Source organism: Rhodococcus sp. IEGM 1306 (assembly GCF_036541985.1).
Classification (GTDB): Bacteria; Actinomycetota; Actinomycetes; order Mycobacteriales; family Mycobacteriaceae; genus Rhodococcus_F; species Rhodococcus_F qingshengii.
The window spans coordinates 97,324-120,099 of the sequence record NZ_JAZHFF010000005.1 but is presented as its reverse complement, the minus strand read 5'-3'; the positions used below and the strand labels follow the sequence as shown (position 1 = coordinate 120,099).

The window sequence follows — 22,776 nt, the reverse complement described above, 5'->3', positions numbered from 1 at the left end:
CTCTAGCCGTCGATCTTACTTTGGAGTAAGTTACCGACTATGGCCACTTACATCGTCACAGGCGGTACCGGATTCCTCGGACGAGCCGTACTGCCGCTCCTGCTCGAGCGTGATGAAACCGCCCAGATCCACGTGCTGGTCAGAGCCGGTTCCGTCGCCAAACTCGAAGGACAGGTGTCGGCGATTCCCGACGGCGATCGGGTGCATCCACTCATCGGAGATCTCACCGAGCCGGAGCTGGGGATCGACTCTCCCCCGCTTGCCGACCACGTCCTTCACCTCGGGGCGATCTACGACATCACAGCCGGAGACGAGCAGGCTTCCACAAATGTCGAGGGCACACGCTCCGTGGTCGAACTTGCCGCGAAACTGGGAGCCACACTTCATCACGTGTCATCGGTCGCAGTCGCGGGCGACTATCCGGGCACCTTCAGCGAGACCGATTTCGATTGCGGCCAAGGCTTTCCGACGCCATACCACCGAACCAAGTTCGAGGCCGAGAAGCTCGTTCGAGAACGAGAAGGCCTCACCTGGCGCGTATATCGACCGTCTGCCGTTGTCGGCAACTCCGTCACCGGAGAGATGGACAAGATCGACGGTCCGTATTACTTGTTCCCCGGCCTGGCGCTACTCGCGAAACTACCTGCAGCACTACCCGTCCCGATCCCCAACCTCGGCGCAACCAACGTGGTGCCGGTCGATTATGTGGCCACCGCCCTCGTCGAGTTGATGCATGTGCCCGGCCGTGACGGCGAAGCGTTCCATCTCGTCAATCCGAAACCTCAACCGGTACGCGAAATCTATGCCGGCCTCGCCAAGGCCGCAGGAGCGCCGCGGCCCGCACTCAGCCTGCCGGGCGTGATCGCCAAACCCTTTGTCTCGCCATTGCCGATCGACTCGGCAGAATCGGCACGAAAGGTCTTCCTCGATCGCATCGGCATGCCTGCAGCATTGCTTGACAACATGACGATGGCGCCGACCTTCACCTCCGAGAGAACCGTTGCCGCCCTCGCCGGATCAGGCCTCACGGTCCCCGAGTTCGGGTCGTACTCGACCGTGCTGTGGAAGTACTGGCGCGCAAACCTCGATCCCAATCGCGCACGTCGCAACCATCGCGAAGGACCACTTGTCGGTCGGATGGTTTTGATCACCGGCGGCTCGTCCGGAATCGGCAAGGCCTCTGCCATCGCCGCCGCCCAGAAAGGCGCCACAGTTCTCCTCATCGCACGCCGCACCGACGAACTCGAGGCCGCGGTACAGGAGATTCGATCAACCGGAGGCAAGGCGTTCGGTTATCCCTGCGACATCACCGACGACGAGTCGGTCCAGCACACGATCAAAAGCATTCTGGCAGAACATGATCACGTGGACATGTTGGTCAACAACGCCGGCCGATCCATACGGCGCGGCATTTACCATTCCACGGATCGTTTCCACGACTACGAACGAACGATGGCCGTGAACTACTTCGGCGCTGTGCGATTGGTGCTCGCATTGTTGCCCACCATGCGTTCTCGCCGCTTCGGCCACATCGTGAACATCAGCAGCGCGGGAGTCCAGGCGGCAACGCCTAGATTCTCTGCCTACGTGGCGAGCAAGGCCGCCCTCGACGGCTTCTCCGACGTAGCTGCCTCCGAAACCCTGGCAGACGGAATCACTTTCACGACCATCCACATGCCGCTGGTCGAAACGCCGATGATCGCTCCGACCGGTGAATACAACAACGGCCCGATCACCAGCCCGGAAAAGGCTGCGGCAATGGTGATCCGCGCGCTGATCGAACGCCCCAAGCGCATCGATGTGCCGTTGGGAACTCTGGGTGATCTGGGAACCCTGTTCGCACCGCACACCAAGGACCGGATTCTCAACCAGATGTACCAGGCCTTCCCCGATTCTCCGGCGGCAAAGGGTCAGGTAGACAAGGAAACCCCGTCAGACGTTCCGGCAACACCGTCGCGTCAGCGCCATTCACACTCGCGCATCCGCAAACTCGGCCGTCGTGCTGCCCGACTCGTACCCGGGACGCACTGGTGACCGGTGATGCGACTTCGCCTCGGAGCGCATTGGCCACCGCAAGGGATCTGCAGTGCTAGTCATCCGAATCTATCCTGACCATGGCCATCCCAGTTCGCTATGGCCGTCGAAGGAATTAATTGTCATCCCGCCGCAACAGTTCCCGCAGGCATACGTTCTCCCGAGCCAAATGGGGATCGAGGACGAACTTGGAGAGAAGATACTGGCGTGGACTGATCGCTTCCAAAAGTTCTTTGTGACTGAGATCGACGGCTTCGCGATGCGCCCGCAGTGGCATTCAGGGATCAACGTTTTCGACTGGTACGACGAGGGTTATCGGATCGTGGGCGAACTTCGCGCACAGTTCCCGATGGTGCACGTCAAGCCTGAATTTGCCCAGTACGTCTTTTCGGTCAACGAGAGACGGGAAAGCATGGGGCTTGTGCCGGTCAGCCTTCCGAACGAACCAAAGGCCGGACATATAAGCATCACTGAACTCCTGCACCCCACGTGAGTGTCAGGGCCATGGCGATGACTGCGATCGATACTGCGGCAGTGATCGAGTTTTCCCATCCGAGGGCGAAATACTCTGCGACTGAATCGAAATCCACTGTCTTGCAGGAGGCTACGGGAAACGGGATCCAAGCCCACCCTGCTTCTTCGATAAATCCGCTTCCGTACGAACTTGATCTGCAAAGCTCCGATGCGGACGCCGGGAACCCCCAACGTGAGGTCACCCCGAAGCTCACGATCACCCCAATGACACCTACGACCAGCATGAGTGCGGAAACTTTGCGAGTGCGTGACTTTTCTCGGGGTGAAGTCATTGGCACACCGTACTTCGTCTTTCCGTCAGTTCCCTGTCACTGCACATTGTTCCGATCGTGTTATCGATTAGCTGACGACCCTGCGGATCTCGCTCTCAGAGGCATTGGCGCCCGTACAGACGACGGCAACGCGCTTGCCCGCGAAGGTGTTCGGATGTGCGTAGACGGCAGCAAGTGCGGCCGCACCGGCGCCTTCGCTCAAAGTGTGAGCGTCGTAGAGCAACGCCCGCTGCGCGAGGGTGATGTCATCGTCCGTGACGAGCAGGAATCCTCCTAGCCGTTCTCGCATGATGCCCTGAGTCAGTGCGAATCCGGCCCCGGTCGCGAGTCCTTCGACACGGGTGGTGTTCGGGCGCTCGACGCACGCGCCGGAACTCCACGAGTCATGTGCGGCTCGTGCGGCCTCAGACTGCACTGCGAACACCTCGAGGTGCGGTGCAAGCGCACTGGCGACGAGACACGCCGCCGCCGCACCGCTGCCGCCACCGACTGGGACCACCACCGCGTCCAGATCAGGTTGTTGTTCGAGGAGTTCGACGTAGGCCGTTGCAACACCGGCGAGGATTGCCGGCTCATTGGCGGCGCTCACGAGACGCAGGCCGTCACGTTCGCTGATGAAATCGGCGTGAGCACGTGCCTCGTCGAAGTTCACACCGTGCTCGATGAGCTCGGCTCCGAGCATGCGGACAGCGTGAGCCTTGACTGGATTCGCCCCAACCGGCATGACGATCACACACCGCACGCCCGCACCCGCTGCGGCATACGCCAAGGATTGAGCATGGTTTCCGGTCGAGTAGCCGACAATCCCCCGCGCCCGCGTCGCCTCATCCAGTCCTGCCACCAGATTCAGTCCGCCGCGAACCTTGAACGCACCCGTGGGGTGCACGTTCTCGTGTTTGACGAACAATTGGCTGCACGAGCCCGCACCCAACGTCGGGTGCGATATCAGGGGCGTGACCGGTAGATGCCGTCGGACGACCTGGCTGGCACGCTCGATGTCTGCCCATACGGGTGGATGTAGCTGGTTTGATGCCGTGAGATCAGATGCCGGTGCCATGTGATTCACCCTGACAAAAACTGATTCATAGGTCCAATACGTGTTTTCGTCCAAAGCATCGAATTCTTCTATGATTTTGGCATGCTCGATCTGATTCGACTGAGGGTCCTGGTCGCTGTTGCACAGGAAGGATCGGTGACAGCCGCCGCCGATTCTCTCGGTTACGCGCAGCCCTCCATCAGTCACCACCTTCGACAGCTCGAGTCTGAGGTCGGTGTTCCATTGTTCCAACGAGCCGGCCGTGGTCTGCGACTGACGGACGCCGGCGCAGTCCTGGTTCAGCGAGCCACCGAGATCCTCGGCCACGTCGATGCCGCAGTAGCCGAAGTCCAGACGTACGCAGGACTGAGAGCCGGGCGGCTACGACTTGCCGCATTCCCGTCGGCCTTGGCAAGTGTGATTCCGCAAGCCATGGCAGCGTTCACGTCTCGGCACCCCGAGGTGTCCATCAGCCTCGTCGAGGCAGAACCACCCAAAGCGCTTGCACTGCTTCGTAACAACGATGTCGACGTAGCAGTCGTCTTCGCGCACGAGGACACCGCCGATATCGGGCTCAAGCATGTCACGCATACGACGTTGCTGGAAGATCCGTTGTACCTGATCACCTCGGCCCGGAATGTAGATGCTGCCAACGAGATCACGGACTACGCCGGTGAGACCTGGATTGCAGGCTGCCCGAGTTGCCGCGCCCACCTCCTGACCGCCTGCCGACGAGCTGGATTCGTACCGCGGATCGAGTTCGAGACCGACGACTACGTCGCGGTCCAAGCGCTGGTCGCCTCCGGAAGCGGAGTCAGCACCCTTCCCGCCCTCGCTCTCCTGGCACATCGGAATCCGGATATCCGCGCGCACCGTATTCCCGACGAGCGACGCACCATCTCCGTCGCGACATACGGGAGACCTCCACGTGCTCCGGCGATCGACGCGTTCGTCCAAACTCTGACAGCAGTCTCGAAATCCATGTGTGAGCGTGTCGAACTGGATGGACACCCTTAGTCATGAGATCATGGCTACACGGCACTACCCAGTCGGTGATGGCCTGCCGACTACCGCGACGATCAGCGCGGCAAGTTCACCTTTAGCGTCCTCGGGTGAGAGCACTCCGATTACCGCCGAGTGCGAGAGGGCCTCTGCAGCACCGAATATCGCAGTCATCGACGATTGCGCAGGCCCGTCTGCACTGAAAGGGGTGAGCACCTCGCGACAACGCTCGGAATAGGCGCGTTCCGACTCACGCTTGACCTGCTCCAACTCGGGCGAGCCCTCCAGCGCTGCAAGCACTCCCGTCAGTTCACGACCCTGTGCCAGCGAACATCCGACATAGGAGTCGGCGATGGCATTCGCCCGCCCGCTCAGGGTCTCGTCGGCGGCCTCGAGATACTCCGCGAGCATCACAGTCTGACGATCGTCGAATTCCTTGAAGAGGGCAGCCAATAACACGGCACGCGAGGCAAAATGACTGTAGACGACCGGTTTTGCAACGCCGGCACGTTCAGCCAACCGGCCGAGAGTCAGTGCGTCTGCACCCTCCTCTCGCACCAAGGCCCACGCCACCTCCACGAGCTGTTCGTACCTGCCGGCCCGCGACAGCCTCGTACGTGCCATCGGACACCTCCTTGCGCTATATACGAATAGTAACCTACTCTTAGTACATAAGCGCACCATCTACCGAAGGAACGCTCATGACCACACTCGTCGTAGTTTCCCATTCCGATCCACACTCGCTGACCCAGCATGTCGCTCGAACTACCGCCGACGCGATCCGCAACATGGGTGGTGACGTCGACATCGCAGACCTCCACGCCGAAAATTTCGATCCCCGTTTCTCCAAAGACGATCTGAATCTGTTCCGCGGCAACGGGACTCCGCCGACTGATGTTTCAGCCGAACAGGACCGAATCGATCGTGCAGACGATCTGATTCTCGTGTTTCCGATGTACTGGTGGTCGATGCCCGCACTACTCAAAGGTTGGATCGATCGAGTCTTCGTCAGCGGATGGGCGTACGAATTCACCCCTGGAAGCGAATTCGTGAAGAAACTGGACCGACTCACCGTCCATCTGATTCCGGTCGCGGGTGACGATGCAGACAGTTTCGAACGCCACGGCGTGTACGAGGCCTTCCGAACACAGATCGAGCGCGGCATCATCGAATACTGCGGTGCCACACTGGGATCGACAACCTTCGTGCACGAGTCGGATACGAAGAGCCGAGACCTCCTCGCAGCAGAAATCCGAGATCTCAGCGAAAGTATCGCGGCACGCGTCGCCTATCCTGCGACCGCGACTTCCCGTGGACGTGCAGACATCGGTCAACTGACGCGCGACACACCCGTTTCCACCCAGTAGCGAAGCGTGTCTCCCGAATGGCCGAGGTTGCGCGACAACTGATCGGCTGGGCGCACGCTGTCGAGTAGACCACCACACCCTTCGATCGCCTTACGCGAACCCGCATTGGTTTCGTCGCAGGTAATCAGGACTCGACTGAGCCCTACCGGGTCACCGGCATACGCGAGCACTTCCCGCAGAGCCGCCGACGCCAGACCTTTCCGGCGCTCCGACGGCCTGACCCCATAGCCGATATGGCCACCTACATCGGCCAAGAACTCGTTCAGGCTGTGCCGCAACTGGATAGCGCCGAGATATCTGCCGTCTCGAACGATCCACCAGTTGGTTGCCGGGACAACGTCGGGCCCCGGCACTGCCTCAGGCTGCGCCAACAACTCCTGCACCCACTGCCCGAATCCGTCGCGGGATGCGAGATCGAGGTCTAGACGTTGCGCAACGCCCAACGCCGAACCGGGCTGATCCGCCTGCGGTCCGCCCCACTCGTCACGCGACTCCAACCAGGACGCCCACATGGCCTCGTCAGGCGCAACCAAATCGACAGTCATAGCAGCGATGCTACTTCGCAACCAGCAATGGTCGAGACTTAGCCTCATTCCATCGCATAGGCACATAGTGTTCCTGTATGAGTGGACGTTTCATAGCTGGGGTCTTTGTCGCCGTCGTCAGTGTCGTTGCCGTTGCGTTGGTTTGGGCCGGCGTTCGAGACTACGAATCTTTCACTCCCCCGGTCGCGACAGCAGTCGATCGGGCAGACTGCCTGGCCCCCGATATTGCCGCCGCGCTCGTAGCCCCCGAGGCACGTGACAGCAGCATCGCCCTTCGCCCTGAGGGAAGTGGATACCCACCTCCTGATTTCAGCCCCGTCGCAGTTGTTCGATGCGAACGCGGAGAAGCGTCCGACGGCGGGTTGACCATCGACTCCATACGCCTCGAGGGAGACATCCACGCGGTAGAGGATGCGTTCCGCGAACAGTCTCGTCGATTTCCGGCCAACGTCCAGGCCGACTGTGCGTACCGTCTCGTCCCGCCGGCCGGATTGTGGTTGGTGGACGAAACAGGAGCCGCCATACGCCCTACCTGGCCGGCTGCGCCCTGCGGCCTGCAAGAGCAACCACACGCAGCACTGAACCGATTGCAGGAGGTCGGCCGCGAGCAACACCTGGTCGACGGCGAAGCTGCCGACGATGCTGGAATCTGCCCGGAGTCGATCGGACAACCGTTCACGACAAGCACTGAAGCTGACAAGAAACGCATGGAAGAACACGAAGACACTCACGCGCGCCCACTGACGGAAACAGCCTTGGCTACACCGATTTCCGACGTCGGCAGACTACGGGTGTGCCGCTATTCCACCGAACCACCGCTTCCGGAGTCCCGAATCCGCTTGTCACGCCAGCAGAGTGCGGATCTGATGGGGGCTGTATCCACCGCACCACTCGCTGGCCCATGCGATCGCAACGCCCAACACATCGCTTCGATCGAAGTACTTCGTCCTGACGGATCGGGCGGCACGCGGATGGCAGTCGAACTCGACGGATGCCAACGCGTAAATCTCCTCGGACAACGTCAACTAACGCCCGGGGTCATTGCGCTGCTGTTGGAGTAATGCTGACCCGCGGCAACGGGTGTCGTCGGCCGGAGCGGTCTGTCTGGCAGCGCTCAGAATGATCACCCGCACTCGTCATGCCCAATCATCGACGGGCTTGTCACGCCGATGTCGAATTGGTTGAGAGGAGAATTCGGAGTGGTAAATCTTAACCATCGCCCATAAGGTCCCTGGCATGGAAGACTCTCGAGCGCCAGGAACGAGCATCTCGCTTGAAACCGATCGACTGATCCTCAGGGCGCGCAGAGTGTCCGACGCCGCTGTCCTGCGGGAACTTTGGACCGAGCGCGATCCTCGTGTCCCGCCGCGCCGTCAGATCGATTCCGATGGCCGGCCCACGATCGAAGATATCGAGGACCAGATTCGCAGTAGCTCCCGCGAACTCAATCTGTTGACAGTGGAACGAAAAGTATTCGGCGATGTCATCGGCTACTGCGGACTGATTGACACTGTGCGTGGATCCGACGGAGAGCCTGAACTGGCATTTGAGTTTCTTCGTAGGACATGGAGTCAGGGATACGCGACCGAGGCCTCCTGGGCCGTCCTCCATTGGGCACAGTCATCGGGATATCGACGTCTTTGGGCTACAGTCCGCGACTGGAACGGAGCGTCTCGTCGAGTGATGGCAAAACTCGAGTTCCTCGAGACCGCCCGTGTGGAAGCGGACGAAATCCACGGCGACCTGCTGTTCACGACCAAAGAACTGTGACTACAGTCCGAGAATCACAGGTCTCGAATCGACGTGACGACAACTGGCCTCACCGGCTTGGGAGCCGCACCGCAACTCGGTGGACGCGGCACGAGTTCGGAGACCGCCGTCTCCACCACCCACCGCCGGCCGTCCACATGTGCGACGACGCACGTACCGTCACCCGCCTGCTCTACGACAGCCAAGTCGTCGATTCCACAGCTGATTTGTTGTCGCACAGCGATTTCCGAAACCTGCCCCGCAGGAGGCCAGCAACTCCGTCCACGCAGGCCCGGCAGATGGACCTGATCTCGCGAAGCCACCTCTACGGCCGTGACACTCTCATCAGCAGACAGACGACCGTATGTATTGCCGCTCGGCAGCAAGATCATCGACGGCGCAAATCGGTGTCCGCCGGTATGAGAACACTCCCACACCTGGGGTCCGAAGGACGACATCAACGCTGACGCAATCGGTCTGCCGAACACAGCGCAGCACTGGTCGCGCTTGCCGTGAGCGCAGACCAATACGACAGGCTCGGTCACCTGCTCGCCCAATCCTGGCGGCGGCCCATCCAGCAGGGAGAAATCGACGTCGAGTAGATCCATCGGTGAATCGATGCGCAACCTTTCGCACCATGAGTCGCTCGGATCGGAGCGCGCAAGCAGGACGGTGTGTCCATCAGTCAACGGATCGGTGCGGCCGGGTCGACGGATGAACATGATTCGTACATCGGCAGCGTCGGCTCGCCGACTCAGCTCGGCGGCAAGCTCCTCCCCCAAGGCTGTTCCGTCCAGCACGTCACGACCCCACGCTGCGTTGAATTCGAGGCACACCCAACCCCGCACGACGGCAGCACTGCCTGCCAGCGGTTCGTCAACAGCAGACAACGCGGAACAGGTCTCGGCTTCGATCACGAGCCCTATTGTGTCAGCCACGTTGAAAGTCGATCAGCCGTCCCAGTCAGCTCAGTAGAACTTCTTGCCCTCGGCAAGCTGGTTCACGAACTTCTCGATCCGCCGGGTTCGCGTCTCCGGACGCTTTGCCTCCTGCAGTCGGTACGCGATGGTGAACCGGTTGGTGGAATTGAGCGTCGCGTAGAACTCGCGAGCCTTCGGGTTTTCTGCAAGAGCATCGAGAAAGTCCTTCGGCACCTCGGCCTTGGCTGCTCCCTCGTACGCGCGATCCCAGCGGCCGTCTGCCTTGGCCTTCTCGATCTCGGCGATGCCGGATGGCTCGAGTAATCCTGCAGCATCAAGACGGGCGACTATCTCGACGTTGCGTTTGGACCACGGACTCCGCGCAGTGCGGCGCGAAAACTTCTGCACGAAAAAATCGTCGTCGATTCGCCGGGACAGGCTGTCGATCCAGCCGAAGCACAGCGCCACGTCCAATGCTTGGTCGTAGTCGATCGAACTGTGTGACGAGTTCTTCTTGGCCATCTTGAGCCAGAGCCCGGGGACTGCCTCATGGTTCTCGGACAGCCATCGACGGAACTCTCCTCCGTCAGAGAAGTATTCGGTACCGAGTTCGACTGCCATCAGTGCTCCTCATTTTCGCGATACCCATACTCTGACAAAACCCTGCGACAAATATCCGAGAGTTCCAAGTGCGAGCACCCATTTGCCAATACTGACCGTCGAGACGGCGCGAACCCTCGAGTCGGTGATGCTGTCGCGGTGATCGAGGAAACGGAGTCCGACCACGTTCTCGACGTAGTCGCCGGCCGCTGACAGCACGGGCGCTACGGCCAGCGCGCGCCGAGTTGAGGGCGATAGGGGCACCCGCTCGCCGAGCCGTGTGCCTGCTGACCGCAAAGCCATCGCGTAGATCGCGGGATGAACGAAGTCGGGGTAGTAGTGACTACGAAATCGCGACGCGGCCTCCGCATCCATGGAGTCCAAGATTTCGATGTACCGACGAGCGGAAAATGCTGTCTGCACGTCCAAGACCTTGGGAGCCACCGGCCCGAGTAAGCGAGCAATATTCGCTTGTGAGACAACAAAAGCGGTGGTCCACAGTGCCATTGCCTTCGCAGATCCAGTTGGTGCCATGTCATCGATCATTTCACTATTGGATCGACGCCGACGACAAGTGCAACCAATTTGTCGATGTCGATACGAGGCTCGGTGTTCTGGGAAACCGCTGCCAGCCGGATCGGCGAAGCTATTGCCGTGAGAACAGTATCGGGATCAGTGCCGTCTGAAATCTCGCCGCGTTCGATCCCGCGGTCGATCATTACCGCTGCCGCATCGAATCGAGCCCGCCAGAACTGTGCGCGCGCAGCCAAGATTTCCGCGTCGTCGGTAGGCATCACGCCCGTGCGGGCCAGTGCCAATCCGGTATCTGTCGCGAGCCAATCCTGCAGGCGTCGAGCAAAAGCTCGAAGATCGCCGAAGAGTGTCCCAGTGTCAGGTATCGGCAAACCTGCATCGGTGAACTCGCGAAGAGCATCCACGACCAGCAAGTCGACCGTCGCCCATCTGCGGTAAATCGACGTCGGATGAACGTCCGCTTCGACCGCTATGGCGGCAATCGTCACTGACTGCGGTCCTAGTTCAGCAACCTTCCGCACAGTCGCTTCGATCACGGCCGTTCGGACCGCTCGACCCCTTTGCTTCATGACCTCATTGTGCCAACCGTGCCACCCAGTCATATCGCAATAAGAACTTGCGATATGTTCGAATGTGAGCAATCCCTTACCAGCGAGGTGGCGATTTACATGATCATGTTCTTCGAAGTTCTATTCGTTCTCGCGTCGGTCGCGATGACATGGTTTGCCATATACGTCATTTGCCGCCTGATCCGGGACGACTGACAATGACGTCGTCTCGGATCTGATCACCGACGAGTGAGGTTGCAAGAAAGCGGGCATCCCGTATCGATCATCGGTCCGATAGCGGGGAGCGCGCATGTCGCCCAAGTCCAACCCGACTGTTCTGTTCATCCACGGACTCTGGATGCACCCGACCACGTGGGATCCCTGGGCGCAGCTTTTCAATGCGCAGGGGTACGCCACGATGGCACCCGGATGGCCAGGGGATGCGTCGACGGTGGGTGAGACGCGCGAACATCCGGAGGACATCGCGGGACACGGCATCGAGGACGTGACGGATCACTACGCAAAGGTGATCGCAGATCTCGACGAACCACCGATCGTGATCGGGCACTCGTTCGGAGGCTTGATCGCCCAGAAACTGCTGGGCCAGGAGTTGGCGACTGCGGCAATTGCCATCGACCCCGCTCAGCCCAAAGGTGTGTTGAAACTTCCTCTCGTTCAACTGGGCAGCGTGTTCCCTGTCCTGTCCAACCCCGGCAACTACCGGAAGGCCTACTCACACAACAGAAAATCGTTCCACAAATCCTTCGCCAGCGCCGTGTCCAGGGACGAGTCCGACGCCTTGTTCGAACAGTATGCAATTCCCGCCCCCGGACGACCGTTGTTCGAGGCAGCACTCGCCAACTTCGCACCCCACAGCCCCGCTGCAGTGGATTTCAACGCCCGCCGCGGGCCACTGCTGATGATCGGCGGCGGTAAGGATCGCACGGTACCGAAAGCCAGTTCGGACAGCTCGTTCAAGAAGTACGCCAAGGCGCCGACGGTCAACGAATACAAGGTCTTCGGCGATCGGGGTCACTCACTGACCATCGACCACGGCTGGCGTGAGATCGCCGACTACAGCCTGGCCTGGCTCGACAAGCAGGGTATGAACCCACCACAGGGAAAGCACGAGAGCCAGTCCTAGCCGAATGCTTGAAAACGACGACGGTACACCTGCGGTGAGATTCCGAGATGCGTCGAAAATGCTCGACGCAAGGATTCCGAGCTGCCGAATCCCGACAACTGCGCGGCATCGGTCACCGAGTGGCCGGCATCGAGAAGCGCCTTCGCGGAATCGAAACGGATCAACTCGACGTATTTGGCCGGCGTCGTATCAAGCTCCTCGCGAAAGAGCCTCGTCAGGTGCCGCGGGCTCAGGTGCGCCAGGGCAGCCAGTCCGTCGACCGAGTACTCCCCCGCCGGATCCGCTGCCACCGCATCGACCACTGCGCGAAGAGCCGGCACTCGTGGCCGCGGCCCGCTCAGCGACGGTGAGAACTGTGACTGCCCACCTGGACGCTGGAGAAAAACCACCAGAAGCTGCGCGACGCGTCGAGCCATTTCTGCACCATGATCACGCTCGAGCAATGCGAGCGCGAGGTCGATCCCGGCGGTCACGCCCGCAGACGAGAACACCGTGCCGTCCTCGATGAAGATGGCGTCGGGAACCACCGTGATCTGAGGATAGGCACGCGCCAACGTCGCCGTGTGCTGCCAATGCGTGGTTGCGCGGCGTCCGTCGAGCAATCCACTGGCTGCAAGGATGAATGTTCCGGTACAAATCGAGGCAACCCGATCCGACCGCCCTGCCAGGTCACTCGCCGCCTCACGCAGTTCCGGACTCACCGGCGTGGACGGGAACACGTCACCACCCATGACCAGCAACGTGTCGAAGGAACCGGAATCTACGACGTCACAGTCGACCGGAATGCGCATCCCGGTCGACGAGTCGACATCGTGCCCACCTACCGAGCAGATCACCAACTCGTAGTTCGCCCCGCCGCGATTGGCCTCTGCAAACACCTCGCTCGGACCTGCGACGTCGAGCAGTTTGACGCCGTCGAACACCAGGACGGCAACTCGATGCCCTGCGGTCACGATGCGCTCTCCTTCGTCCTGATCTGTGGACAGTATGGCCGAGATCAGGGTGCGACCGCGTGCGTGCTCGACCGACACTGGGATGGACCGAGAATTCGCAGCAGCGACGAGCAGAGCAGGTACCGATGAACACGATCATTGCCGGTGTGAAAATCCCCGATTCGAAGATGGCTGCCGACGCCACCGACCTGGTACGAGATACGGCATCCGAGTTACTGTTTCACCACTCGCGACGCGTCTTCCTCTTCGGATCACTTCAAGGAACGCGTCTGGGTCTGCACGCCGACCCCGAGTTGCTCTACGTCGGTGCCATGTTCCACGACCTGGGTCTCACCGAGAAATTCCGGGACAGCACGTCACGATTCGAATTGGACGGAGCAGACGAAGCGCGACAATTCCTCACCGGCTACGGAGTCGACGAAACCGACATCCGCACAGTGTGGGAGAGCATCGCTCTGCACACGACGCCAGAGGTACCCTCGCGACTGGAGCCCGAAATCGCCTTGGTGACAGCGGGCGTGGAGACCGACGTACTCGGAATCGGGTACAAGGAACTCGACCAGACCGACATCGACGCCGTCACCGCGGCCCACCCCCGTCCGGATTTCAAGAATCAGATTCTGAAAGCCTTCACCGACGGCTTCAAGCACCGCCCCGAGAGCACGTTCGGAACGGTCAACGGTGACGTGCTCGAGCATTTCGTACCGGGATTTCGGCACATCGATTTCGTCGAGGTCATCCAGAACTCGGCTTGGCCCCAATAGAATTCGAGTTCAGCCGGCTGCCTCACTCATCGCAGCGGCATCTTCTTCCCCGAACTTTTCCTCGAGAGTCTCCGGGGAATAGTCGAGGTCGATCTCGGCGACGTCGCGCCCGCGCGCGGACTCGATCGCCGAAAGTCGGCGTTGCGCACGGTCTGCGGCGTACTCGAGGAACTCCTGGTTGTCCAAACCGAACGGCTGCACCTCGAATTGATCGTTGACCCAGTTGATCATTCCCAGTGCCATGGGCATGAGTTCGCCCATCCGCTGCTGGACGACGTCCCAGTTGTGATCGTCGGCGGCGACGTGCCTGCGGCAGGTGAACGTTCCCCACGCCATGTGCCGTCGTTCGTCGTCGCCGATCTTTCGCACCAATTGCTGCATCCCCGGCAGAATCCCGCGTGTCGCACAGACTTTCTGCCAGGCGTAGTAGCCCGTCAACGCCAGACTGCCCTCGATGACATGGTTGTACGTGACGCTGGCACGCACCTGGTTGACCGGGCTGGGATCTGTCTCCAGAATGCGTAGCGACGACGGCAACTCCTCGTAGAACAGTTGCCGGTAGTACGGATTCTCGGCGACGTAGGAATGCAGGTCACTGGTCAGACCCACTTCGTCCATCCACAGCCGAAAGACCTGGGTGTGCTTGGCTTCCTCGAAACAGAACTGCGTCAAGTACATCTCGTCGCCGAATCGCCCCTCGGTCGACATCGCTTTCATGAACGGTTGAATGTCTTCGGTGACGGCTTCTTCACCGGCGATGAACTGCGCACACAGGAAGGTGGCGCTGCGCTGTTGTTCGCTGGTCAGCTCCTGCCAGTCACGGGCATCCTGCGAAAAATCGAGGTCGGTTGGGTTCCAGAATTTGGCATTTCCCTTGGTGAACAATCGGAGTGGGAACGAATCCCAGTTCAACCCTCCCGACCGAAGAGAACTGAAACCTTCTCGCCCCGGCGAGGTGACAGTCATGACATTCCTTCTTCCCGAACCGAAGACAGATGCCCCATCAGCATGCCCGCAGAACTGAAACGTGAATCAGTTTTGACGAAATTCGATCTATTCCTTCAGAGAAACGCCCTTCGTCTCCATCACTGCGAAGAGCTTGGCATTCATCTGTGCCGCCAGATCCGGCCGATACGAGCCGATGTTGAGCGGATTGGCGAGATTGTTCAGTTCCAAGGGGTCGGCTTGTAAGTCGTACAGTTCGTATTGCGGCGCAGCAACTCCCGCAGGATCGAAGTACATCGTGTACTTCCATCGGCTCTCCCGGATGGAGCGGATGTGATTGGGCTGCGTGACGATGTTCTGACCGTCGGGCGTCGCACAGTTCTGATCGTCGTAGGTGAACAGAATTGTGTCCTGAACCTGCGCGCTGGGACCTTGTGGGTAGGCGGCGGCGTCGACGATGACCGGTGTCAGATCGGTACCCAGGAAGTTCCACGATTCACGCGCCGGCGCTTGGGCGAGCGTGGCGAGAGTGGGCATCACGTCGATCAACGATGCCAGGGCGTCGGTCCGAACAGGTTCGGGGAACAGCAGGGGATTGCTGATGACCAGTGGAACGCGCAGTGTTTCCTCGTAGGCGTTGAACACCTTCTGCCGCAAACCTCCGTGGCTCATCCCCATCTCCCCGTGATCGGACATGCGAACGATCACCGTGTCGTCGAGCATCTGCGGAGTGGCTTCGATCGCGTCGAGCACGCTGCCGATGTGCTCGTCGACCACCTTGTGCATGTAGGCGTAGAAGTTGATGTAGTTGCGCGCCTGATCGGGCCCGAGCAGCGGTCCGAGCCCGGCTGCGAGCAGCAATTCCGACTGAACCTGCGCTGTCGGTTTGTGATTGAGTGCCAGGATCTCGTCGAAGGTGGGTGGTAAGTCGATTCCTTGCTCGAAGGCGCCGGGCGCGTCCGATCCATAGTTGTCGCACGTTCCGTTCATCGCATTCCAAGTCTGGGGGTACGCGAGTACGTCGTGTGGATTGACGAACGAGACGATCAGCGCCCAAGGCTGCCCGGAGGTGACGGCAGGTCCGGAGAGGAAATCGACTGCCTCCTCGGCAACACGGCGATCATGGTCTGCGCAGCCGCCACCGAAGTGGTCCGGATTGGTGTCCTGACCCGCGTCGGGGGGAATCCACCCTTCGAAGCCGAATCCCGCTACATCGTCACTTGTCGGATCACCACCCTCGACGCCTTTGCTCAGATGCCACTTCCCCCGGTACTGAACGTTGTAGCCCGCCGACGCCAGCAGTTTTGCCATGTTCTGTTCGGAGACCTGCAACTGTGGCTCGGTGGGTGAGACAGTGCCGCCTTCGGTGAGGGTTCTGGTGACCCCGTGCTGCGCGGGATAGAGGCCGGTGAAGAACGTACTGCGACTGGGCGAGCACATCGCGGTATTGCACACTGCCTGGTCGAACGTCAGCCCGTGATCGGCAATCCTCTTGCGGTTGGGCAGATTCTGATCAGCCCAGCCTTGCGGCCAGTACATCGGCCGGCGCTCCTGATCGGTGATGATGACAACGATGTTGGGTTTCTGCGGAAACCGATCGGCGGGCGCTGCTTTCACCGGCGCCGCGCTCGCCGCGCCGGTTGCGACGTCTGCCACTCCGGCGAGGACAAGAGCACCGACGCCACCGAGGAACGTCCGGCGCGGCAATGAATGACAAAGCGGGGCTGGAACGTTCTCTGGGTTCACGGGCGTCGTCCTCTCGGAGGCGTTGTGGCCCCAGAGTTGACCGAATCAGTGTTCGCTACACATGCGCGAGCAAACTGTCTGGGCGCTGATCAGCTCGATAACCCGATCCGCACAGCGCAGCGGATCCGGAGTCCGGCCGATGCCGAGGGTGTCGACTATCGAAATCGTCCTTCGCACGTCGGACTCCTCGACGCCCCACGACCAACCGAAGTCGTGATTCCAGAGCAGAACTGCGGTCTTCCCCGGATGGTTTCTGGCATGAACGGGAAGGACGATCACCGCATCCATGCTCGGCGCCTGTGTCCATCGGACAGTCTCGCCGTGAACCGATCGTGCTACCGCGTCGACGTATTCGTGTGCGGACCAGTCGTTGCCGTTGGTATGCATGGAAGTACATTCGGTGCCACACACGTTTCGGATGGGTACGCGGCGGGACCGATCGGGTATTGCGCTTTCAGGAAATGAACGGCAACACAACGGATTCGAATTGGCGATGACCGTCGCGGTGGACACTGTGTCCGGTACGGAACGAGACCAACTCGCAGCGTGCGACGGTGGCTGCAACAGCGTCGAGGCGAACGGGGTCCACCATCCCGCCCAGACCTCCACGCAGGAACAACATGTCAGCCTCGATGAGCGACAACCGATCCCACCACTGCGGATCCGGTCGGCGGAACTGCTCGAGCGCGGATCGCGTCATCGAGCGATCGAACGTCAGCGCCGCGCGCGGATGCCGCACCAAACTTGTTGTGGCGTGCCACAGTTCTGGCACACTCGGCAATTTCCTCGCGAACACCTGTTCCGGGTCACCTGCGCGTAGTGGCAACGGCGCTTCCTCGATGACCAACTTCCGCACCGCCGTGGGGCGTTTCTGAGCGATCAACGACGCCGCGTGCCCGCCGAGCGAATGACCGACCAGATCCACCTGGTCGAGTTCGAGATGATCACACACGTCCATGACGTCGTCGGCGAACTCGTCGAAGAGATACGACGACGCCCGAGCGCTCCGTCCGTGGCCGCGAAGATCGACCGAGACAACTCGTCGGTTGCGCGATCGCAAGGTCCGCGCGAACTTGTCCCAGGTACCGCTGTCGCCGCCCATCCCGTGCACGAGGATTACCGGAGGCAGATCGGCGACACCGGGATGCGAACCGGAATCGCGGTAGCTGATCTGGACCCCGCCGGCACTTCGTACGTTAGCGACACTCACGAGTTCCCAGGATAGACCTGTCCTCGCGAATTGCTGACGCGGTCAGCCGAGGTGGCAACTCCCCTGGCTGCGTGACCTCGTCGTAGCGACCGAGCCCTATCCTCGCGATGTTGCGCAGCGACTCGCTTGGGTCGGCGAAGTATCCGCAATGCCCTCGAATGGAACCGGTGCCGAAAACAAAGGCTCCGTGCTGCGCCCGTACTGGAGACGGACCGTACCCGAGGCGACCGATCTTCACGCGCGGGAAATACCGGATCCAGTCCGAGGGCCCCAGAGCAGCCCAGAGATTTCCGGCAAAGCACAGGTCTTCGCGAGAACTGGTCCCCATGCCCGGACTCCCGAGCACCACACAATCGTCTACTCGCGCCGACGGGAGGGCGAGTCCGCACACCACGGCCCCGTAGCTGTGTCCGACGAGCGTCACATGCGCCGAACGAGGCAGGATGCGAGTCAATCGCGCCAGATCGATCGCACCACGTTCTGCGAGTGTCCGCGAGAACGACTCGAGAAATCCCCACGGGGTCCGATATCCGACCCACACGATCACCGCGACGTGGTCGTTCCGCCCGAGCGTTCGGAGCATCCTTCCCAGTGTCCACCCGCTCGCGCGTGGTCCGGTCGGACGGTTCTCGTCGAAGTAGTTTCCCAGTCCGTTGTCGTTACCCGGGACGAAGATGACGATGTGCTCGGCTGTGGCGACATCGCCGAACACCTCCACGATCCGGCCTTCGCCGGACTCGTCGTACGCCAGAAGTTGTGCGTCGTGCAGTTCCGTCAGCGCGTAGTGAAGTCGATCGGTTCCGGAAACGTCAGCTCGGCCCGGCGTTTTCATGACACTCCTCGTGAAGAGTTACAACGACGAGAATCATTGCAACAGTGAGTTTTCGAATGTCGTCAACGCTAGGATCCGAACGTCGGCATGGCGATGGTGCCAACGCCCCTACTGTTCGTACAGCCGACTCGACCATGGCCGGTACAGCTGGCTATACCTGTGAGCTCATTCGTACACACCCTCCACCGACCATCCACCGCCTTCACAGATCATCAGCAACGCCCGCGATTCCTCCAGCAGAACCTGAGCCCGCGCCGCCGTGCGTGCCGAAGCTGCGTCCCACCATCGCTCGTCCACCGGCCAGGGCCCGGCCCATCCCTGCACTGCCCATTCCTTACTCCCCCACTTCAGCCTTCCCGGCTGCGAACTGAAGACACCGCGCTCGGTGACGTACACGGCGTTGCCGGCCGCATCCCCCAGCCACACCTTGGGATTGTCGACGAAGATCGACCCCGGAGACGGTTGCGGCAGACGACCCGGCCACGGGGCTGTCGGATCGTGAGCAGCTACCCGCTCGTCACCCAAGGGCAACAAGGTAATTCGCTCCGAGGGCCCTCGCCCACCGCTCAGGACACCGACCTGAACCGATTCGCCGCCCAGAAGACCTTGCACACGCACCAATGCTCGCCTGGCTCGTTCCTCCTCGTCGCCGACACCGCCCCACAGCCCCAACTGCAAGGCACCGGCACTGACCACCTCCACCGGTTCCAGACGCAACACAGCTATACCTGCGGTCGGCCGGGTCTCACTGCGCCCGGTGAGCCAGCCGTCCAGTTGCCATCGCACTCGATCGGCCGTTCCCTCCGGCGTCAGAGGTTCGGCGCAACGCCAAGTCCGAGAAAGATTTTCACCGTTACCCGTGCTGGCCGAAATCGACAGACGGGTGCACGCCACTGCGGCGGCGGACAGCTTGTCGTGCAGCAGACTTGCCAACGCGCGCCCGGCAAACGCTGCGGCATCCACCCGCTCGATCGACGGATCGTAATGCTGCTCCACCTCCAGATCCGGCGGAAGCGTCCGCGCCGACGGTGGCCGCTCGGGTTCACCACGCGCCGCACGATGCGCGAGCACCGCATCAGCGCCGAAACGCGAAGCGACGTCCACTGCCGGTAAATCCGCGAAAGCACCGATGGTCCTGATCCCGAGCCTGCGCAGCAGATCCACCAACTCTCCGCGATGCGGTGCAGACAGGCTGGGCTCGGCCGCCAACTCCGGCATGGGTAGCGGCGCCAGAAACCGTGCTCCCTCCCCCGGCGGCACCAGCGCTGCCCGGCGCGCGGCAATGACCGCGGTGGACAGTTGATCCGCCACCCCCACCTGGCTCTCGACGCCCGCAGCAGATGCCTGATCCACCAATCGTTCCGCCGCGGCTTCCTCCGAACCGAAGTACCGACTGACACCTCGTGCGCTGAGCACCAACAAACCAGGACGGAGTACCTCGACGCCCGGTGCCACCGCATCGATGGCCGCGGCCACCGGCTCGAACAATCTGGCGTCGCGTTCCGGATCTGCCGTCGCCACATACAGTTCCGGGCAGCGGGCCTGCGACTCGCGTCGTCGTAGGCCTCGGCGAACACCCTCCGCACGAGCCGTCGCCGAACATGCGATCACACGGTTACCCGAGGTGACCGCGACGGGATGTGTTGCCGGAAGATCGGCAAGTGCTGCCGCTGCCACCGCCGGCCAATCCGGGCACCACAACGCCAGAACTCTGCTCACAGTGACACCACCTGCTCCGACATCACATCCTGCGACACCACACCCTCTACCGGCCGAGAAGGTACCCACTCGACCCGCCCGGCTGAACTGCAGATGTCCAGACGCGTGGTCCGGGGCTGGAACGAGCGCCCCCGAGCACGAACCGCGAGGCTCAGGGAATTGAGCCGACCACGCCCCAACTCCCGGCCCTGACCGAACCCACCGTAACCATGAACCCGAGCGTCCAAGCGAACCTCAGCACCGTCCCAGTGACCTTCGGTGACAACAAGAGTCGAGCCCTTGCTTCGAGCGCGTGCCACTACCGCCCGAGCACGCGACGGGGATACCGATGCACCCGCCAATCCCAGAATCACCAGATCCATACCGTCGAGCAGCACAGCGGCAATCTCGACCGGATCCGGCCCTGGCGCCGGAACGAGTGCCAGACGTTCCAGTTGCGCACCCATCTCGTACGCCGCCAGCAATCCCAGTCGAGGCTGCCCGATGACTGCCACATGCCCTCCGGACGCCGTCACCGACGCGACCAATCCCAAAAGCAAAGATGCCGCGCCGTCGACGGACACCACGGTTCCGCGTACCAAACCACCCTGCGGCAACAATGCCCCGATACCTTCCGGCACCGGGAGAACACCAGCCTTGTGCGCGCGGTCCACGACCGGCCTGTCCCTGTCCGCAACACTCTCGGACGCTGCTGCACTTGTCTCGGAAACACCAGCGACGGACACACCAGCCACCGACACGCTCGGTCCAGAGAACGACGTATCGCCCCGAGAGGGAATGGACGCGATCTGTCGGCGGAGCTGCGCCAGCCGATCCTGACGGGACAATCCCGCCGCATCTGCCGACAGCTCCACCAACTCGGTCACCTCGGTCATCCCCATCCTCCGGAACACCGGAAAAACTCACTCGGCAGCAATCCATAACCAGCCGGCAAACCGCGGGGAAGTCGGGTCTGACATGCATCCAACGAACAGCAATTTCGAACATATTTTCGAACTGTTTTCAGTAAACCGTGTCACCCCCGACACGTCAAGCAGAGCAAAAATCCCAGTTCACAGGAGCCTCGAGCGTCACAGTGGCATCAATCCATTAACCTTGAGATGTGACAGCTCAGGAGCAGACCGGGAGGGGCATCGGGCCCGAATACCTGCTGGCGGGGCGGTACCGACTCCGCTCCAAGATCGGCGACGGAGGGATGGGCGCCGTCTGGCTGGCCCGCGACACCCTCCTCAGCCGTGACGTCGCGGTGAAACAAGTCACAAGCACGGAAGGCCTCGACACCGAAACGGCCGAAGAGGTCCGCGAACGTACATTGCGCGAGGGCAGGAACGCCGCAAAGCTCACCCATCCCCACTCCATCGCCATGTACGACGTCGCGATCGAGTCCGGCGAACCGTGGTTGGTCATGGAGTACTTCCCGGCCCGCAGCCTCGCCCAGGCCATGAACCTGGCCGACACGTTGCCACCGCTCGAGGTCGCGCAGATCGGCGCACAGATCGCTGCGGCACTCACCGAAGCGCACGCCGCCGGCATCGTCCACCGCGACATCAAGCCAGGCAACATCCTGATCGCAGATCGAGGCAAGTCCCTCGGCACCGTTAAGATCAGCGACTTCGGCATCGCCCGCGCAAAGAGCGACGTGTCCGACTCCCAGGACGAGGTCATCACCGGCACTCCCGCGTACTTCGCACCCGAAGTTGCCCGCGGCGATGATCCCACCGAGGCCAGTGACGTCTTCTCACTCGGGTCGACGCTCTACACCGTGATCGAGGGTCAACCGCCCTTCGGCATCGACTCCGACGCCATCGCCCTCCTGCACCGGGTCGCCAAGGCCGAGATCTACCGCCCCACCAAGTCCGGACCCCTCACCGACGTTCTTCTTCAACTCCTCGAACCCGACCCCACCCGCCGGCCGACGATGGCTCAGGCACGCGACGCACTCGCCGCTGCCGCAACAGGCGGCGGCACGATCGAGCAGTTGATCGACGCTCCCGTCTACTCGTCCGAGGGTGCCGTACCGGCCTGGGCGCACCGGACCACACAACTCGCCGACCCACACCGTCGCAATCGCCTGACCGGCTCCACGATCACCGGACTTCCTGCAGTGCAACAGAACACGCCTCTGCGAAACGTTCCCAGTCCGATGGACATGTTCTCCTGGCCGCCGCGGATACCGACCGGCCCCGCCGATGCCAGCACCCGAGACAAGGTAGTGGCCTGGGCTCCCCTCGCCATGACCGGCATGGTTGCCGTCATCATCCTGGCCGCACTGATCGTCGTCATTCTGGTGTTCACTGTCTGACCGGTGTTCACGGTCTGAGC

24 protein-coding genes are annotated in these 22,776 nt (G+C 61.5%); 9 read left to right on the top strand and 15 right to left on the bottom strand.

Annotated features, from left to right (window positions below):
• Positions 1–39: 39 nt before the first annotated feature.
• Complete coding sequence (locus V3587_RS16005) at positions 40–2,034, top strand: SDR family oxidoreductase (RefSeq protein WP_283376928.1); 1,995 nt, start codon at positions 40–42, stop codon at positions 2,032–2,034.
• A gap of 52 nt (positions 2,035–2,086) precedes the next feature.
• Positions 2,087–2,527 carry a hypothetical protein gene (locus V3587_RS16000; protein WP_283376927.1) on the top strand — a complete coding sequence of 147 codons (441 nt, stop codon included), beginning with the start codon at positions 2,087–2,089 and terminating at the stop codon, positions 2,525–2,527.
• A 380-nt stretch (positions 2,528–2,907) separates the two neighbouring features.
• On the opposite strand, the gene V3587_RS15995 is transcribed toward V3587_RS16000, so the two are convergent.
• Positions 2,908–3,897, bottom strand: a complete 990-nt coding sequence (locus tag V3587_RS15995) for a threonine ammonia-lyase (RefSeq protein ID WP_283376926.1) — start codon at positions 3,895–3,897, stop codon at positions 2,908–2,910.
• An 81-nt stretch (positions 3,898–3,978) separates the two neighbouring features.
• Here V3587_RS15995 and V3587_RS15990 point away from each other — a divergent pair, with 81 nt between their 5' ends.
• Positions 3,979–4,893 carry a LysR family transcriptional regulator gene (locus V3587_RS15990; RefSeq protein ID WP_283376925.1) on the top strand — a complete coding sequence of 305 codons (915 nt, stop codon included), beginning with the start codon at positions 3,979–3,981 and terminating at the stop codon, positions 4,891–4,893.
• Between the two features lie 24 nt (positions 4,894–4,917).
• Here V3587_RS15990 and V3587_RS15985 read toward each other — a convergent pair whose 3' ends face one another.
• The gene (locus tag V3587_RS15985; RefSeq protein WP_283376924.1) at positions 4,918–5,502 is read right to left on the bottom strand and encodes a TetR/AcrR family transcriptional regulator; all 585 of its coding nucleotides are present in this window, start codon (positions 5,500–5,502) and stop codon (positions 4,918–4,920) included.
• Positions 5,503–5,579: 77 nt separating this feature from the next.
• Here V3587_RS15985 and V3587_RS15980 point away from each other — a divergent pair, with 77 nt between their 5' ends.
• Positions 5,580–6,245 (top strand): NAD(P)H-dependent oxidoreductase, encoded by a 666-nt coding sequence (locus V3587_RS15980; RefSeq protein ID WP_283376923.1) that lies wholly within the window; start codon positions 5,580–5,582, stop codon positions 6,243–6,245.
• Here the strand turns inward: V3587_RS15980 and V3587_RS15975 are convergent.
• Complete coding sequence (locus V3587_RS15975; RefSeq protein WP_095968955.1) at positions 6,209–6,790, bottom strand: GNAT family N-acetyltransferase; 582 nt, start codon at positions 6,788–6,790, stop codon at positions 6,209–6,211. The genes V3587_RS15980 and V3587_RS15975 overlap by 37 nt on opposite strands.
• A gap of 77 nt (positions 6,791–6,867) precedes the next feature.
• Between V3587_RS15975 and V3587_RS15970 the strand changes: the two genes are divergently transcribed.
• Positions 6,868–7,851, top strand: a complete 984-nt coding sequence (locus V3587_RS15970) for a hypothetical protein (RefSeq protein ID WP_283376922.1) — start codon at positions 6,868–6,870, stop codon at positions 7,849–7,851.
• 175 nt (positions 7,852–8,026) lie between these two features.
• Positions 8,027–8,560: a GNAT family N-acetyltransferase gene (locus V3587_RS15965; protein WP_283376921.1), complete on the top strand. Its 534-nt coding sequence runs from the start codon at positions 8,027–8,029 to the stop codon at positions 8,558–8,560.
• Between the two features lie 14 nt (positions 8,561–8,574).
• On the opposite strand, the gene V3587_RS15960 is transcribed toward V3587_RS15965, so the two are convergent.
• The 4 genes from V3587_RS15960 to V3587_RS15945 are packed head-to-tail and all read right to left on the bottom strand — an operon-like array spanning position 8,575 to position 11,162.
• Positions 8,575–9,477 carry a sucrase ferredoxin gene (locus tag V3587_RS15960; protein ID WP_411742238.1) on the bottom strand — a complete coding sequence of 301 codons (903 nt, stop codon included), beginning with the start codon at positions 9,475–9,477 and terminating at the stop codon, positions 8,575–8,577.
• Between the two features lie 30 nt (positions 9,478–9,507).
• Positions 9,508–10,080 carry a YdeI/OmpD-associated family protein gene (locus tag V3587_RS15955; protein WP_283376920.1) on the bottom strand — a complete coding sequence of 191 codons (573 nt, stop codon included), beginning with the start codon at positions 10,078–10,080 and terminating at the stop codon, positions 9,508–9,510.
• A gap of 9 nt (positions 10,081–10,089) precedes the next feature.
• Positions 10,090–10,593 (bottom strand): hypothetical protein, encoded by a 504-nt coding sequence (locus V3587_RS15950; RefSeq protein ID WP_283376919.1) that lies wholly within the window; start codon positions 10,591–10,593, stop codon positions 10,090–10,092.
• Positions 10,594–10,601: 8 nt separating this feature from the next.
• A complete protein-coding gene (locus V3587_RS15945) occupies positions 10,602–11,162 on the bottom strand; it encodes a TetR-like C-terminal domain-containing protein (RefSeq protein WP_200315696.1) in 561 nt (186 codons plus the stop codon).
• Positions 11,163–11,451: 289 nt separating this feature from the next.
• On the opposite strand from V3587_RS15945, the gene V3587_RS15940 reads away from it, so the two are divergent.
• Entirely contained in the window at positions 11,452–12,285 is an 834-nt protein-coding gene (locus tag V3587_RS15940; RefSeq protein WP_095968952.1) for an alpha/beta hydrolase, read from the top strand.
• Here the strand turns inward: V3587_RS15940 and V3587_RS15935 are convergent.
• The gene (locus tag V3587_RS15935) at positions 12,282–13,238 is read right to left on the bottom strand and encodes a GlxA family transcriptional regulator (RefSeq protein ID WP_283376918.1); all 957 of its coding nucleotides are present in this window, start codon (positions 13,236–13,238) and stop codon (positions 12,282–12,284) included. The two genes, V3587_RS15940 and V3587_RS15935, sit on opposite strands and share 4 nt — an antisense overlap.
• Before the next feature lie 125 nt (positions 13,239–13,363).
• On the opposite strand from V3587_RS15935, the gene V3587_RS15930 reads away from it, so the two are divergent.
• A complete protein-coding gene (locus tag V3587_RS15930) occupies positions 13,364–14,002 on the top strand; it encodes an HD domain-containing protein (RefSeq protein ID WP_206029500.1) in 639 nt (212 codons plus the stop codon).
• Between the two features lie 9 nt (positions 14,003–14,011).
• Here V3587_RS15930 and V3587_RS15925 read toward each other — a convergent pair whose 3' ends face one another.
• The 7 genes from V3587_RS15925 to V3587_RS15895 all read right to left on the bottom strand — a co-directional run bounded on the left by V3587_RS15925 (position 14,012) and on the right by V3587_RS15895 (position 21,329).
• The gene (locus V3587_RS15925; protein WP_095968950.1) at positions 14,012–14,968 is read right to left on the bottom strand and encodes a R2-like ligand-binding oxidase; all 957 of its coding nucleotides are present in this window, start codon (positions 14,966–14,968) and stop codon (positions 14,012–14,014) included.
• Positions 14,969–15,055: 87 nt separating this feature from the next.
• Positions 15,056–16,693, bottom strand: coding sequence for a sulfatase-like hydrolase/transferase (locus tag V3587_RS15920; RefSeq protein WP_283376917.1), 1,638 nt, complete (start codon positions 16,691–16,693; stop codon positions 15,056–15,058).
• 45 nt (positions 16,694–16,738) lie between these two features.
• On the bottom strand, positions 16,739–17,080 hold the full coding sequence (locus V3587_RS15915) for a DUF6292 family protein (protein ID WP_283376916.1): 342 nt from the start codon (positions 17,078–17,080) through the stop codon (positions 16,739–16,741).
• A 67-nt stretch (positions 17,081–17,147) separates the two neighbouring features.
• Positions 17,148–17,903, bottom strand: coding sequence for an alpha/beta fold hydrolase (locus V3587_RS15910; RefSeq protein ID WP_124566516.1), 756 nt, complete (start codon positions 17,901–17,903; stop codon positions 17,148–17,150).
• On the bottom strand, positions 17,890–18,735 hold the full coding sequence (locus V3587_RS15905; RefSeq protein ID WP_283376915.1) for an alpha/beta hydrolase: 846 nt from the start codon (positions 18,733–18,735) through the stop codon (positions 17,890–17,892). The genes V3587_RS15910 and V3587_RS15905 overlap by 14 nt, the downstream gene beginning before the upstream one ends.
• A gap of 165 nt (positions 18,736–18,900) precedes the next feature.
• Positions 18,901–20,454 carry a DNA polymerase Y family protein gene (locus V3587_RS15900; protein ID WP_095968945.1) on the bottom strand — a complete coding sequence of 518 codons (1,554 nt, stop codon included), beginning with the start codon at positions 20,452–20,454 and terminating at the stop codon, positions 18,901–18,903.
• Positions 20,451–21,329, bottom strand: a complete 879-nt coding sequence (locus tag V3587_RS15895) for a hypothetical protein (protein ID WP_283376914.1) — start codon at positions 21,327–21,329, stop codon at positions 20,451–20,453. Before V3587_RS15895 ends, V3587_RS15900 begins: the two co-directional genes overlap by 4 nt.
• A gap of 227 nt (positions 21,330–21,556) precedes the next feature.
• Between V3587_RS15895 and V3587_RS15890 the strand changes: the two genes are divergently transcribed.
• Entirely contained in the window at positions 21,557–22,756 is a 1,200-nt protein-coding gene (locus V3587_RS15890; protein ID WP_235171762.1) for a serine/threonine-protein kinase, read from the top strand.
• Positions 22,757–22,776 lie beyond the last annotated feature (20 nt).